Annotated in this window: 13 protein-coding genes and 2 pseudogenes; 11 read left to right on the top strand and 4 right to left on the bottom strand. The window is 44.2% G+C overall.

Going from position 1 to position 15,040, the window contains the following annotated elements; translation table 11 throughout:
* Positions 1-58 precede the first annotated feature (58 nt).
* The 4 genes from BBG47_RS04530 (at position 59) to BBG47_RS04515 (ending at position 5,150) form a co-directional block, all read left to right on the top strand.
* Positions 59-1,390 carry a CitMHS family transporter gene (locus BBG47_RS04530; RefSeq protein ID WP_065290707.1) on the top strand — a complete coding sequence of 444 codons (1,332 nt, stop codon included), beginning with the start codon at positions 59-61 and terminating at the stop codon, positions 1,388-1,390.
* 183 nt (positions 1,391-1,573) lie between these two features.
* Positions 1,574-2,137, top strand: a complete 564-nt coding sequence (locus BBG47_RS04525; protein ID WP_065290706.1) for a sigma-70 family RNA polymerase sigma factor — start codon at positions 1,574-1,576, stop codon at positions 2,135-2,137.
* Complete coding sequence (locus BBG47_RS04520; RefSeq protein ID WP_065290705.1) at positions 2,103-3,392, top strand: DUF4179 domain-containing protein; 1,290 nt, start codon at positions 2,103-2,105, stop codon at positions 3,390-3,392. Before BBG47_RS04525 ends, BBG47_RS04520 begins: the two co-directional genes overlap by 35 nt.
* Before the next feature lie 339 nt (positions 3,393-3,731).
* Positions 3,732-5,150 (top strand): MFS transporter, encoded by a 1,419-nt coding sequence (locus BBG47_RS04515; RefSeq protein ID WP_083189082.1) that lies wholly within the window; start codon positions 3,732-3,734, stop codon positions 5,148-5,150.
* Positions 5,151-5,410: 260 nt separating this feature from the next.
* Here BBG47_RS04515 and BBG47_RS04510 read toward each other — a convergent pair whose 3' ends face one another.
* Entirely contained in the window at positions 5,411-5,659 is a 249-nt protein-coding gene (locus tag BBG47_RS04510) for a hypothetical protein (protein ID WP_021255691.1), read from the bottom strand.
* A 676-nt stretch (positions 5,660-6,335) separates the two neighbouring features.
* Between BBG47_RS04510 and BBG47_RS04505 the strand changes: the two genes are divergently transcribed.
* The 6 genes and pseudogenes from BBG47_RS04505 to BBG47_RS31175 form a co-directional block, all read left to right on the top strand.
* A complete protein-coding gene (locus tag BBG47_RS04505) occupies positions 6,336-7,232 on the top strand; it encodes a VOC family protein (RefSeq protein ID WP_065290704.1) in 897 nt (298 codons plus the stop codon).
* Positions 7,233-7,363: 131 nt separating this feature from the next.
* The gene (locus BBG47_RS04500) at positions 7,364-8,254 is read left to right on the top strand and encodes an alpha/beta hydrolase family protein (RefSeq protein WP_065290703.1); all 891 of its coding nucleotides are present in this window, start codon (positions 7,364-7,366) and stop codon (positions 8,252-8,254) included.
* Between the two features lie 403 nt (positions 8,255-8,657).
* On the top strand, positions 8,658-9,497 hold the full coding sequence (locus tag BBG47_RS04495; RefSeq protein ID WP_139070674.1) for a GNAT family N-acetyltransferase: 840 nt from the start codon (positions 8,658-8,660) through the stop codon (positions 9,495-9,497).
* 56 nt (positions 9,498-9,553) lie between these two features.
* Positions 9,554-10,303 carry an aminoglycoside 3'-phosphotransferase gene (locus BBG47_RS04490; RefSeq protein WP_175400477.1) on the top strand — a complete coding sequence of 250 codons (750 nt, stop codon included), beginning with the start codon at positions 9,554-9,556 and terminating at the stop codon, positions 10,301-10,303.
* 85 nt (positions 10,304-10,388) lie between these two features.
* Positions 10,389-10,988 carry a DJ-1/PfpI family protein gene (locus tag BBG47_RS04485; protein ID WP_065290773.1) on the top strand — a complete coding sequence of 200 codons (600 nt, stop codon included), beginning with the start codon at positions 10,389-10,391 and terminating at the stop codon, positions 10,986-10,988.
* 582 nt (positions 10,989-11,570) lie between these two features.
* Positions 11,571-11,645, top strand: a pseudogene (locus tag BBG47_RS31175) (IS3 family transposase); the annotation flags it as partial.
* Positions 11,646-11,992: 347 nt separating this feature from the next.
* On the opposite strand, the pseudogene BBG47_RS04480 reads toward BBG47_RS31175, so the two are convergent.
* The 3 genes and pseudogenes from BBG47_RS04480 to BBG47_RS04470 form a co-directional block, all read right to left on the bottom strand.
* Positions 11,993-12,490, bottom strand: a pseudogene (locus BBG47_RS04480) (DJ-1/PfpI family protein); the annotation flags it as partial.
* A gap of 157 nt (positions 12,491-12,647) precedes the next feature.
* Complete coding sequence (locus BBG47_RS04475) at positions 12,648-12,962, bottom strand: hypothetical protein (RefSeq protein ID WP_065290700.1); 315 nt, start codon at positions 12,960-12,962, stop codon at positions 12,648-12,650.
* A 25-nt stretch (positions 12,963-12,987) separates the two neighbouring features.
* Positions 12,988-13,398, bottom strand: a complete 411-nt coding sequence (locus BBG47_RS04470; protein WP_065290699.1) for a hypothetical protein — start codon at positions 13,396-13,398, stop codon at positions 12,988-12,990.
* Positions 13,399-14,424: 1,026 nt separating this feature from the next.
* On the opposite strand from BBG47_RS04470, the gene BBG47_RS04465 reads away from it, so the two are divergent.
* Positions 14,425-15,006 carry a hypothetical protein gene (locus BBG47_RS04465; RefSeq protein ID WP_254659740.1) on the top strand — a complete coding sequence of 194 codons (582 nt, stop codon included), beginning with the start codon at positions 14,425-14,427 and terminating at the stop codon, positions 15,004-15,006.
* The last annotated feature ends 34 nt before the right edge of the window (positions 15,007-15,040 follow it).

Here is a 15,040-nt window from a genome sequence, read left to right as displayed (position 1 = left end):
CCCATTGCGGGATACAGAATGGTGAGTAAAGTCGCGATCACGGAAAGGGGATATCCTATTGAGTCTGAGCTTGATTGGTCTAATTACAATTTTAATTATCGTCGCCTTGCTTATTAGCGGCAAAGTGACCCCGATTGTTGCCATGGTGATACCACCGATACTCGGCGCATTACTCGCAGGGTATAGTTTTACGGAAATTGGCGGCTTTTTTGGAAAAGGCGTCAGCTCGGTTATCCAGGTCGCGATTATGTTTATTTTCGCGATAATCTTTTTCGGCATTATGCAGGATGTCGGACTTTTTGAACCATTAATCAATAAAATGGTCGCTTTTTCGCGCGGAAATGTCATCACGGTAAGTGTCGGAACAGTTTTAGTGGCAGCAATTGCCCATTTGGACGGTTCGGGCGCCTCGACCTTTTTAATTACGATACCCGCGCTGCTACCCGTGTATAGACGCTTGCAGATGAATCCGTATCTGCTGCTCCTCTTGGTCGGAGGAAGCGCAAGTATTATGAATATGCTTCCGTGGGCTGGCCCTCTGGGCCGAACGGCTACCGTCCTGAAGGCGGATGTCACGGAATTATGGCAGCCTCTTATTCCTGTCCAGCTCATCGGCATGGTGTTTATGCTTGGATTGGCCGTTCTTCTCGGCATCCGGGAGAAGCGGAGAATCATCCGCAAGTATGGATCATTAGAGGAGGCGGCCACGCTGGAGGTGACAGCGGCTGGAGCGGATGCCTCCACTTCTGTCCAGGCCGAACAGGTGAAAGGCCTCGCTCGCCCCGGACTTCTGTGGGTTAATGCCTGTCTCGCCTTGTCGGTTATTGGCGTGCTTGTGGCTGGAATTATCCCGGCGGGCCTGGCTTTTATGATCGGGGTAAGCATCGCATTGCCGCTCAACTTCTTCAATGTGAATGAGCAGATGGAACGATTGCGCGCCCATGCGCCTAATGCGCTCACGATGGCCTCAATCATTCTTGCGGCCGGCTTATTTTTGGGTATCCTGAACGGAACCGGCATGCTTACGGCCATTGCCAACGATGCCGTGAAGATACTTCCGGGCAGCATTGCGCCTTATCTGCATGTTATCGTAGGGATACTAGGCGTACCTTTCGATTTAATATTGAGCACGGATGCGTATTACTTCGCCCTGCTGCCCGTCGTCGATCAGATTGCATCCGGCTTCGGCGTTGCTTCGTTGTCCACTGCGTACGCGATGGTGATCGGCAATATCGTCGGAACTTTCGTAAGCCCGATGTCACCGGCCCTGTGGCTGGCGCTCGGTTTAGCGGGACTGGAGATGGGCCGCCATATCCGCTACTCACTGTTCTGGATATGGGGCATAAGTATTGTTCTTGTCGTTACTGCTCTATTGATAGGAGTTGTTTAGGATGAATAGCAGAAAATAATTCTTCTAAATGAACCTTGATTGGATTAGCTCCAATCAAGGTTTTTCCATTGATCCTGCTATGTTGTGCGCTGCCAGCAGTCCGTTGTGACAAATGAAAATTTTTTATATAAAATGAACTTTTCGGCCTCCTGCAATCTCTTATCTATGAAAAGGGGAGTGAACATGAGCGTAAGCCATCTTGTCAAACAAGCCAAAAAAGGCAACAAAGAAGCATTATTACAGCTCATTATGGCCGATAAGGACGCTTATTACCGTCTTGCCTATACATATATGGGCAATGAGCATGATGCGATGGATGCAATGGAAGATATGATCGTTGCACTATATGAAAAAATTGAGCAACTGCAAAATAGCGAAGCTTTCTACAGTTGGAGCAAGACGATTCTAGTCAATCGCTGCAAAACATTACTTCGCAAAAAGGATCGATTCGTACCGCTGGAAGATGAGCAAGAACCATCTCTTGCGCAATTAACGGACATTAATCCCTATCGTGATAGCGAGTCCGAAATGGACATGCAGGTGCTGCTGTCGCATCTGAATGCGCAGCAACGGGAAGCGATCGAGCTTCGCTATGTTCATGATCTTCCGTATCAGACGATTGCGGACATGACCGGGGCTCCGCTTGGAACGATCAAATCAAGAATCTCACAGGGCATACAAAAACTAAAAGTGATGATCGGAGGTGATCGTTATGACAACGATCGAGGAGAAGTTACAGGAGCATAAAGAAACCTTAAATCAAATCCAGGCTCCGTCTGACCTTGAAAGCAGACTTCGAGATGCGCTTCGAAATGTTCCCGCCAAAAAAAGAAACCGAAATAAAGCCCGAGCATGGATTGCGTCTGTTGTCGCAGCGATCATCCTCATAATTGGCGTATACGAGTATCCAGCCTTAGCTTATTACGGCAGCAAGTTGTTTGGCGGCGTCAACTTCAACAGCATTGCGGATGTGATGAAGCAGGGGGTCGCACAAGAAGTAAACAAGAGCACAACGCTTAAGGATGGCACTGTCCTTACTATTAATGGCGTAATTGCGGACGATAACGTATTCCGCATATATTACACGATTGATCGACCTGAAGGTACCGAATTTACTAACGATGATTTTATACGTTATAGCTTTGGTAGAGTCCGAGGCTTCTTGACCGATTCCAACTCAATAAGAGCTGGTGGAAGTCCCGGAAAAAATAAAAGCCAGTTCGTGGGAGATGCTGATTTCGAACCGGTTAGCCCATTTTCTCGAACATTAACCCTTACATTCACTGAGTGGCTGGCTGAAGGGGAGAAGATAACTTATCCGATCTCCTTCGATTTTGAAGCGAACAAAGCGATGAAGAGTATCATTAAAGAGGATATTTCTGAATCCATCATTGTCGATAAAGGAACCATTCATTATGACTACATTACGGCTTCCCCAACCTCAACCATCGTGAAGGGACATTATGAATTAGAGGAATATCCGAGATTTTCAGGCCAAACCAAGCTCTATGTGAATGGAAAAGAAGTTAGTTGGACTAGAGGAGGGGGAAGTAATCCAGACTTCCGACTTAAATTTGATCCGTTCCCTACAGACAATATTCATTCCATTGAGCTTGAACTCGTCAATTTTGAAGGATATCACAACATACAAGAGCCTATCTCGCTTGCATCACCATCCGATCGCTCCATTCAAATTGGAGATGAAAAGTTCTGGATTCGCAGCGTTACCAAAACGGCTACAGGTCATGATGTCGTCATTGCGAGAAAACAATTTACTTTCTTGAAGACGGACACATTGTCCATACAGGCTGGCAGTAAAGTTATTCCTGTATCGTCAATATCGAAAGAACGACAATGGGATTTGAAGAACGGCAACATTCTGTGGGAACAGACGTATTCGTTTAACACAACCGATGAACCAGAATTCCTACTGGTGGACGGCTACCAATATATAAAAACCTATAAGAAGAAAATATTGATTCCTGTAGATAATAATAAATAAAATCACGCTTACTGCGGTTCATAATCATACGTTACACAAACCAAAATAGAGGAATAACCAGATTTAGAGTATATGAAAGCCTAGAAGATAGACACTTGTGACAAAAAGTGGATATTCGCTGGGTTTTTATACTTTGCACACAAAATACAGCGCGTGCATTTTATAACGCAATGTATATTAATTATAAACTTTACAGGATATGGTGATAAGAATGCATGCAAAAAATGAGCTTATTGTCATCGAGGGCTACGGACATGTAGGAAGAACCATTTGCGCGAAACTGGGGCCGGTATTCGATACCCGGCAAGCTGCTCTTCCGCTAAAGGGGAGGGAAAACTGTTGAGCGTTGCTGCACACGAAAGACTAGGAACAGCTGACGGAAAACGGGCATGGATGATGACGGCGATTTGTCTCAGCGCATTCTTGTCTCACTTTACCGCCGGGGTAGTGAATGTGTCGCTTCCCCGATTCGTCTCCGTGTTCCAGTCCGATATTGGGACAGTGCATTGGATGACGACCGGATATCTCCTCGCTATTACGTCGCTCCTCCCCTTGATGGGCAAGTTAGGCGATCGCTGGGGGCATCGCCGCATCCATAACTGCGGCATAGCCCTATTCACAATTAGCTCTGTTCTGGTTGCGCTCTCGCCGAATCTCACCGTGCTCCTCTTCATGCGAGTTGTGCAAGCGACAGGTACAGCAATGTTCCAGGCGACAAATATGGCAATTATCACGTTTCATATGCCGGGCACACATAGAGGGCGGGCTCTCGGTTTTGTGAGCACCGCTGTTGCCCTAGGCGGCATGGCGGGACCGGTTGCAGGCAGCTTCACCGCGGCATGGTTGAGCTGGCAATGGGCGTTCCTGATTCATGTTCCCGTGGCAGTCGCGGCAACCGGGTTAGCGCTGCGCTTCATCCCTGCTGATCAGAAGAAAGAGACGAGAAAAGCCTCATTGGACGTAATTGGAGCCATTTTGTTCATGTGCAGCATCGGTATTGGAATCTACGCCATTGTGAACGGAGGAGCGATAGGGTGGGGATCCCCGAATATGCTTCTACTGTATGCAGTCCTGCTAATTGTTTGTCCTTTGGGCTGGCTGTGGCAGTCCCGGCAGAAAGAGCCTTTTCTGCCGCTCTCGGCGTTCCGTATTCCAGCCGTAGCCTGTGGTCTGATCATTAGCTGCGCATCTTTCCTGATGGCCAATATTGCATTGGTTCTCATGCCTTTTTATATTTCCGGAACCACCTCGGTATCCACGGCGGATACAGGCTATGTCATGCTGGCATATCCGCTGCTCTTGGCTGTAATCGGCCCCGTCGCAGGGCACTTATCTGATCGGATTGGATCACGTTACTTAATGGGACTTGGATTATGCGCCATGGCAGGCGGGTTCCTGCTATTCTCTGGGGTATTCGGCGTATTGCCGCTGTGGGCAATTATTTGTACGCTGGCCTTGATCGGTTCGGGGATGGGGCTTATCGCTTCGCCGAATAACAGCTTCATTATGAGCCATGCGGTGAAGGATGACGCAGGATCGCTCGGGAGTATGATTGCATTGACGCGTAACGTGGGCTTGGTGCTTGGTGCCGCGCTAGGATTGGGACTTATGGACGACGGCGATCCTGCCAAGCCGTTGGAGGCATATCTGAACATCTTTGGTTTCGGCGCATGGATCGGCGCTGCCAGCCTGCTGCCGCTCTGTTACAGTTGGTACGTACGGAGAAGGATGGTAAAGCGGCGACAAGAATCAGTGTAGAAAAATGACGGTAAACCAAGATGCTATGTGGGTACTGCCAGGTATAAATATAGCAACTTGTAACCGCGAAACGGCGTAAATCGATGGAATTATCTTGGAAAATGTAGAGGAGATTCACACAGGGGAGAAACGGCGAGAGTGCGAAAATAGGGAGGATAAAGCGGCTCTACAATTCCTCAACTGAACCATTATCATGGTATGGGACGAATTTTTAGAGCCGCTTTATGTACAAGAATGAAATTAATTGTTAGTGAACCGAATTAGTTCTGGGCAATACATCCGCTACGGGTTTCTGTCTCTGTCCATGTTTTGGTCTCCGATTGGCCGTTGTCATACTTGCAGGTTTGCATGTAGTGTTTAGTGATGTAGGTTTTTCCATTGAGGCAGTTTGTTTCGGTTCTGATTAAAGTTTTTCCGCCGCACCAGGCTGCATGGGACGGGCTTGGCAACGCCACGAGGAATGCAGAAGCGCACACAACAACCGCCATCATTTTTGTTATTTTGTTCATATGATCACCCCCCTTTTATGAATATATTCTACCTATTAATAAGTTTTCCTCCTTTAATATAGAAATAAATTCTATCTTTTCCCATACAATTACTATTATCAATCAACTACGACCAGCTAATCCAGACTACGTGAGCGGGTCATGGTACTTGAGTGACAACCAGCTTACGAGTAGCAGTAGGCCTGAGCATATCCAACTACCTGAGCTCTTTTAATTACCAATAACTTATCTACATGGAGCGGAAACCCGGAAGATCGCTACTAGAGACAAAAAGAGGCTATCATCCGAATTTTTTATGTGTTACTTATACAGATTGCTGCACTTGCTCCAGAAAAGAAGGTTTATCGCGATTCTTAAAGAATATGAAACGTAATGGAATTTCATGGATGACTTGCGATTAAGGGATAGCTGCTAATAGAGTGATGATGGGTTTCGGCAGCGTCATCTGCAGCCCCTATATGCGCAGCAAGCTGACAGAATTGCTTGTGGCCAATCCAATAAAGCAATATCGCGTGGTTGAACCATTATTTTCGCCCGTAGTCGGTGCATTCTTCTTGCCTATGAGGAGCTCGGCGTTCAAGCGGACATGAATGTAGCAATGAAGTAGAACATGATTATCTAACATAGATCGTATTGTTAACATAGCTATGTGGATAAAAAGGAGCTGTTTGTATTTATGGATGATTTCATGAATCATGATGGATCTGGGCAAAACATCGAACGAGAAGTCCTACGTGCAATTGTACCACGCATTGCTACAATCGAAATTCCTGTATCGGATTTACGCAGGGCAGTTGAATGGTATGGTGTGATGCTCGGTGCTGAACTTCAAGGAGAATGGAACGATGAATGGACAACGGCAATGCTGCACTTTCAAGGCGGATCGGGAGCGATTGGAGTGCCTTCCTTGTACCTCGTACAGACAGATGATACCCGCCGATTAACATTTAACAATATGAAGCATGGCTATATTCAAAGTATCATCGACCTCTATACGCATGATCTCAAAGGGTACTATTGGTTCTTAAAGGAACGTGGGGTTGATGTCAATGAGGTTGATTGGGAGCAGGAACCTCATCGTCAAGGATTCGGGTTTCGGGACTGCGACGGCAATTCATTTGGGGTTTGTAATGTTGAACTTAACGGTCAAGAAGAAGCGAATCAAGCAATTCCAAAATCCCATCCGTATGTATGGCGTGTTGCAGGCATAGAAATTCCTGTGACGAATTTGAAAAAAGCGATAGCCTGGTATACCGAGACCTTTAGCATGAAGGTTCTTGGAGAACCGGACGATGATTGGGAGGCAGCCATGCTTTATCTGGATGGAGGCGAACGTCTTGGTGTTCCAAATTTATACTTGGTTGAGAATCAAGATGAACAACGACTTGCTTTTACGAATACATATACGAATGTAACGCATAGTGTAATCGACTTCTACAACGCTAATGTGGAGCAGATGATGTCAGGGTTGCGTTCTCGGAATGTAGAGATGAATGGAGTTAGTGGATTTTTTGATCCAGACGGGAATTCATTATCCGTATGCAGTGCAGTACATCGTGGACAAGTGAAATAAACAAGACGACACAACATCCAACAGTACCTTCGCAAAATAGTTCAACACGATATTATGAATTACCGTATAGTATAAATGAATTCACATTCCAATCGAGTCTACATCTTACTATCTCAGGGGGAACACATAATATGGACATAAATGAAATCAAAAAGCCAAATCAGGCAGGACTCTGTAAAGTCGAAATATCGGATAAGGCTTTGGGCATAACGTTTCCAATGTGGGTGATGTATCCGACGGGTACGGCTGAGCATGCCGTTCAATTGGGGTCCTATTCGATCGAGCTAGCGAAGGATGCAGAGGTCTTGGAAGGGACGTTCCCGTTGGTGCTGATCTCTCACGGTACTGGCAGCACTCCATTCGCCTATCGTATGTTAGCTCAGCATTTAGCGCGGCACGGTTTTATCGTAGGGATGCCTGAACATCCATACAACAATAGAAATGATAATAGCTGGGAAGGTACGGTTCAAAATCTGACGAACAGACCCCGTCACATTCGGATGGCCATCGACTGGTTTTTTGAAAATGAGAGGTTTGCTGGGAAAGTGAACCCGAATGACGTTTCGATTATCGGTCATTCTCTCGGTGGCTACACGGCATTGGCAGCGGCAGGTGGGGAGCCTACCTCATTTCCTCATGAGTCATCAGATGGGCAACCGCGACACATAGAAGTCATACCAGATTCCCGCATTCAGTCGCTCGTACTTCTAGCGCCAGCATCGGTTTGGTTTCAATCCGAAGAAGCGTTACGCATGGTTGATATCCCTATTTTGATGCTTGACGCCGAAAAAGACCCCTATACACCCGCTTTTCACGCGCAAATTATTGTGAATGGGGTTGCTGATCGAAATAAAGTTCAGTATAGAACCGTGCAAAATGCCGGACACTTTTCCTTTTTGAGCCCATTTCCACCTTCGATGAGTTCACCATCATTTCTGCCATCACAGGATCCTCCCGGCTTTGATCGAATTCAATTTCACAAGGAGCTGTGCGCAGAAATCACGAGCTTCCTGAAGCGGTAGTAATCATTGTTGCATGCCTCGAAGAATGATTTGGCTAACGGGACGATAACTCAATAAAGATAATTGGCGGCAGCCGACTCCTTGGGGTCAGCTGCCTTTTTTCACGAACGGAGAAGCGAGTTGAATTAATGTCCCCTAAGTGCATCATTATAGCAGGTGAAAAGGGTGGAGGAGTGAGAGCCCCTTTATCACTGTCCATAAGGTGACGACAGTTTATGTAGGGATACAGAGATTGCGAATTGTTCGTGTAGAAGACTGTTAAAAAATAACTAGTACTTACACATATACATGTGGTAAAATATGACTCCCTAAAATCAACTGGCTAACGAGAGGGAGTGTACGCGTGGAAGATCTGATAATAGAACCATACCAACCTGAAAGGGATAAAAATTCAATCAGAGCTATGTTGTGTGGAGATGAACAGATTAAAGAATTGCTAAGATGCGAGAAAATGTTCCCGGATGGTATATTTGTAGCCCGCTACAATGGCATAACAGTAGGTTTCCTATCCATTGATGGGATTAAGAGAAAAGCACAGACAATGATATATGTTAGCGAGGAATACAGAAGGAAGGGGATTGGAACTGCCCTCATGGCGAAGGTAGACCACTTGCTCACCCCACATAAGATCGTAGAACGTTCGATGGGTGGATGCATGGATGGCGATCGTTCTACTTTGCAATTTTTATATAAGAATGGTTACTACATCAGTTGGTCGTCTCACATCATGGAGCGGGAAGGTGGCTATCTTCCTGAACAGCATATTTCGGTTAGACCTTATGAAGATGATGATTATGAGACCTGTCATGTACTTATCGAGGTCGCTTTTTACAAGTTGCATGATAATCTGGGAATGCTTCCAACCTATTATTTCCCTCCGAATGAAAATGAACGAAAGCGCATGTTCGATAACAAAAGCAACATATACGTGCTTCTTGTTGAAGAGGAAATCGCAGGGGTTGGACATATTGATGGCAATGAGCTGAGTCATGTCTCTGTTCGGCATGATCTCCAATCTCAAGGATATGGCAGACCATTCGTTTCATTTCTTGTAAACGAAATCATGCGTCGCGGCAATACCATCGTTCAGCTGGGGGTTGTGAAAGGCAATTATGCGAGGAAGTTATATGAAAGTCTTGGTTTCGATGAAAAGTCATTGTACCACTGGCTAACCAAATACTATAGACCTGACACCCGAATGAGCAGACCGCCAAGTGAGATATTGTCAGTTGAATCGAGGTGAGGGTTATAACCGAACTATTTCCAATCGAGATACAAGCCTACTTCAGTGAAGCAGAAGTGACAGTCGTTAAGAAAACCGCAAGATCATCAGTATATCACATGAAAAATCAATCCCACGATGTCTTCCTAAAAGTAACTCCAAAAGAACAAATGCAGCGTGAAGCCATCATGTCGAGCTATTTGCATCATAAAGGCATATGCCCAAGCGTACTACACTATAGTTCCAATGATATCAACGATTATTTGGTCACCGAACGAGTTCCCGGTTCACATGCAGCAAGCGATGAATTTATAGCTCACCCAGAGCATTTATGCGATGTATTTGCGGAAAGCCTTCTACATTTGCATCAAATTACACGTACAGATTGCCCTGTTACAAACGGATTAGAGGATATGTTCATCTGGGCAGAGCGCAATTACAGGGAAGGGAAGGCAGAAAAGAGCCTTCTTCACTATATGGGATATACCAGTAGAGAATCCGCATATAAAGATATGGTGTCTCTATATAAATACGCTGAAGAAGACAAAGTGATCATACATGGCGACTATTGCTTGCCGAACTTAATTCTGCAAGATAATAAACGGAATGGCTTCATAGATGTAGGGTATGGCGGGATAGGAGATCGGCATTATGATATCTTCTGGGCGCTATGGTCTCTACAATTCAACTTGAAAAGCGCTGACTATGCCAATAGATTTGTAAAAGCATATGGCGAACATGTTATTGATCAAAATCGGCTTCGTCTTTGTGGGCTCCTATCGGTATTTAACGGCTTTAGAGGGCAAGATTATTATATACAAAATTAATACGGAACCTTTCTTTATTCATGGGAACTCAGCGAACTGGCAGAAGAATACAAAATTCTTTCCGAACATGGACGGTGTTCTAAAAATGAAAATACAAATTGTATTGTTTGACGGCTTAGGAGAGCTTGTCTCTTTCGCACCTTTTGAGGTACTCAAAAGAGCAATAGAAGAAGGAGCTCCATTCACGGTTGACCTCATATCAAGTGAACCAAAACTAGAAATTACTACTTCGTTTGGAGTTAGGCTTAAATTAAATGATTTTTTACGAATGGATAATCGTCCTGATCTGTTAATTGTACCTGGTGGTGGCTGGAATCATAAATCTGAACATGGGGCGCGAAAGCAAGCAAAGCTTGGAACCCTGACCAAACTGATTAGCGAGATGCACAACGAAGGAACGATTGTTGCTGGAGTTTGTACAGGAGGTATGCTGCTAGCTGCCTCCGGTATATTGAATGGTCGAAAGGCGACGATGCACGATTTGGCGCAAAATGAACTCATTGAATACGGGGCAGAGCTTCTTAGTTACAGAGTTGTTGATCAAGGGGATATTATCACTGCAAGAGGAGTCACTTCAGGAATTGATTTAGGACTTTGGATCACGGAAAGGTTCGCAAGCGCCAAAATTGCGGCTGCCGTTGAAAATCGAATGGAATACGAGAGGCGAGGTGTTGTTTGGAGTTAGGAGTACTACCCCAATAGGCTTAATCCCTTCAAATCGTAATATAAAAGCCGCACGGACTATTTCCTAGTCCTGCGGCTTGTTCACACTCTAGGATTGAAACTTCGAAGATCTCCAGTTCGTACCGATCATACTATTCAACAGTACGGAAAGTGTACAACCAATTACCAAGCCCCAAAAAACATGATCCGGCAATATGTACATTGGAACGAAACACAAGCAAAAAGCCGTTATTATGAAGTTCATGCTGTTTGAAAGTTTGGGATGTGATGACCACCATCTTCTCATGCATTCACCCTCCCTTATTCTTTATCATTCCATTATATATCATTTATAAAACATTTTGAATGAACCCAATCATAACGGTTAGGCCGGGTACTGTAATCGCTTGCCCAACCTCGGAGCCGATGACAAATCTTGATTCACTTTAAACTGAATCGTTGCATAATGCTTATTTGCACTAACGACAGACTTCAGTAGAGTAGGAGGCATTTGCTTAAATAGATTCTCAAGCTGCTCCTCGTCAAAAGTGAAATCGTGATTACCAGTCATTTGAAGCAGGAGCTGTGGTAAGCTCGTAACTTCTTTTACAACAACGAACGGTTACAAGCAAAACTAAACGGCCTCAGTCCGATGGAATTTAGGACTAATGCCGCTTAATTGATTTTCATTATTTGTACTGTCTACTTGACGGGGTGCAGTTCAGTCCTAGACTAACCGCTGTTGTATTGAACTATTGTTTCCCAGTAGTTGAATCAGCCACTTATAGTCTCTCTATTCCACAATCCGCATTCGATCAGCACTTTCAGTTAAAGCTTTATTTTCTTTTTTCACTTACTCCCCACCCGCCGAAATCGGATTCCCCTCACAAGAAACCCAGTTGCTCCAACTACCCCCATATAGCTTAGACCGAACCATCTAGTTGAGATGTACGAAACGCTGACTTTCAACCAGCCTCCTGCCCCGGCTGCCCTTTGTCGGATGCACCGTTTCACTCGATGCGCGAGCTATCCTTTTTTCCTGCCGATAAGACGCTTATCGATGAACCGAGCGACAAGCAAAGACAGGATACCAAGCAAAATCGGTATGCCAAACGCTTCAAAGGAGAAAGGGCGGCCCTCCAGTTTCAGGTGGTCGGTGGCACGATATTCAAGCCGCTTAGCGGCAAATTTCGCTGTCTGGATATCCTCCTGTTTTGCCAAATCCTCGAATGCAGGGTCCATTGCAAACCGGCCTGACATATCACGATGAAAGAACATCAGCTTCGCACTATTGCCGCTGTTATTCCACTGTTTGATGTCCTCGGCAGCTTCAGACTCGGCATCGGCACCGACGACAATCATTTTCGCGAGCGTCGGCACGTCTTTTGTCTGATAACGCGCGACCAGGTTCAGGCCATGTTTCGTTACGATGGCTACATTCTTGCTGGAAACCGTTAGTGTGGTTGTCGTACCGGAAGCGGCATACGTGTCAAATGCGGCTGACAAATCCAGCTCATCTGCACCGTAATGCCACGGCGATTCCTAACATGATTGCCATGGTAGACATAACTTCATCCTTCACTTCGCCCAGAATGATCGGCATGCCTCCTGCTTTAACGGTAATCTTTGAATCGAAGTTACTATTATCAATAAGTTGATTGATTTCCCGATTGATACGGGCTTAGGTCATGATGTCTGTATTTTTGGACGTATTCAGTACGATGATAATATGCTCACCGTTATCGGAGATCATCGGAGAAAGTTGAGCAGGAATTTTCCCCTTGTCCGAATATACGAGTTGATGCAGCAAATCGTCATTCATATCCTGCACAGCAGGCAATGCTTGAAGTAGCTGACTAGCCATAGCCGCTTGTTGCTGCGGCGTGAGTAAGCCTTGAGCGTAAATTGCAATTGCGTCGTTTTGATGTTTGGTAATAAGACCGTGCAGGATGGCGTTTTGCTGCTCAACTGTATTCTTCTCAGCAAGATTGGCCATTTTCGCCGCAAGCTGTTGTTGATTCTTAGTTAATTGACTGAGCGTATAATTTTGCAGATCCGCTTGCTGTCGTTCCGTTAACTATAGTGAGCATTTCATTCATTAAGCTAATATAATGCATGCTGCCTGTAATATCTTTGATTTGACCGGCTTTCTGGGCAAAGCGAACGATTTCCTGCGAAGTTCTTTGAGAGATGAGAACTTGCGGATCCCCTCTTATCATGACGAAGATTGATTCCCCGCCAAATTGCTCCTGATAGGTTGAAGTGCGTTTGAATACATCAGACGCTTCATTGACGAATACCTTGTTGCCCATTTGCATCTCAAGCTTCGGGAGACCAGAAGCAAAAAACACGGTCAATATCGTGAACACGATAATCGTGAATTTGGATCGTCGAATGATGAAGTCCCCGAATTTAGTAAATAATCTGTCCAACTCATGCTCCTCCTTCGTTTTTGTCATGACGAATATAGCAGAGTGGATAGTGGGGACACGACATTCAATTTGAGATCTATGATTCAAAATGAGACATCCGTCTCAAATTGTGTTGTTATTCCATCTATTACTGGAGTGTTTCGGGTAATTCTCGTTTCGAAATTTTGTAATTTTCACCAATCCAATTCTTTAATATCTGGATTAGGCCACTCATGTAAAAGTCGCACGCAAGCTTGGGTATCGTTTCTGACAGGGAGTGAAAATGAATGTACAAGATAATAAATTTATTATGAAGATAGATTCCAGCAGACTCAAGTCAGTTGATACAAAAACTGTTGCTGAATTGAAAAAGGTGATGAGAAGCGGCATTAAGTTAACAGTAATTTTATTATGTTAACAATAAGATTGTTTAGTTAAATACGTTTTTTATATACCGCGATTCACTTGATTTCAATTCGAATAACAGCAAATTACAGCAAGAAGCCGCTAAGCACTATGCGGAGGTTGCTTCAGTACTCGGGGAATTTCATGAACTTTTTCCTTTTCCACATAATCCGTCTGATTCCAAAGCTACGAAGACAGCTATACGACTACTGCGAATTGCCAAGGGCGCAGAGGAGCAGGGGTTACAGGTTCCGGCCCGCATGCAATATGATTCATAATTTGTTTAATGAGTAAAATGGTTTACTGCGTGAATTATTGAATGGAGATGCCGCGGCCAACTCTTTTTATTGAGCTATTGCGTTAGAATAACTGGGCGTAAACCAATCTGAGCTATTCTGTCAGTAGCTGGATTGTTTTAGCGAATTCTGCGCTTACCCGGGAAATTTCAAGCAACAAATACTTGTATCTATAAAACTGCTTTGTTGATGTTTTATTGAAGTAACCGGCAGACTAGTGGAACAAAGAGGAGAAAGACTGATTACAGAGAAAATTATAATTTATGAAATACGCGACCACGGCCGAACTTAGTAATAACTATAATTTATTTTCATTAAAAAAGGGTGCAATTGTAGGGGAGAGCTAATGATGAGGAGTTTCTACTTATGTTTACTTATTATAGTTATTTTGTTTTTATCGGCTTGTCGATCATCAGAACAAATAAAGCCGATAAGAGAAGAAACAATTGATTTCGACATGAAGACTGCCATTGAAATGGTTGAGAAGAAAGAAAAAATGATCATTGATTTAGCGTTGAGGGAAAAGGTATCAAAACTGGAGTATAAGGAATTAGAGAAATCTTTTACCGAAGAGTTTGAAAACAATGCTGATATTATTCTATCCATATTATTTACTCATAATATGGATGCCGATCCAGAGTCAGATATGTATGTACAACAGAACACATTATACCCAACTGTCTTTCATAAAGGAATATCGATAACAAATGCGGTCATCAATAAGAGTTACTTTGTGAATGATCAAACTCAAACTAGATTAAGCATTAAGGAAGAATATAATGGTGATGATGAGAAGTTAAAGGATTGGGAAAGAGAATACTTCTTTACTCTTAACGAGAATGGAGAGTGGGGATTTAATGGATTTTCTGGAGAGGTGAATTTTTTAGGAGAAGATTATAATATGAATTATTTAGAGTTAAATAGTTAAATAGTTGACCTTTGAAGACCTCCTAAGTAGATCG

Origin of the sequence: Paenibacillus sp. KS1, assembly GCF_001680695.1 — a bacterium.
GTDB classification, from domain to species: Bacteria; Bacillota; Bacilli; order Paenibacillales; family Paenibacillaceae; genus Paenibacillus_B; species Paenibacillus_B suaedae.
Note: the sequence above shows the minus strand (reverse complement) of the source record. Positions and strands in the feature narration are given on the sequence as shown.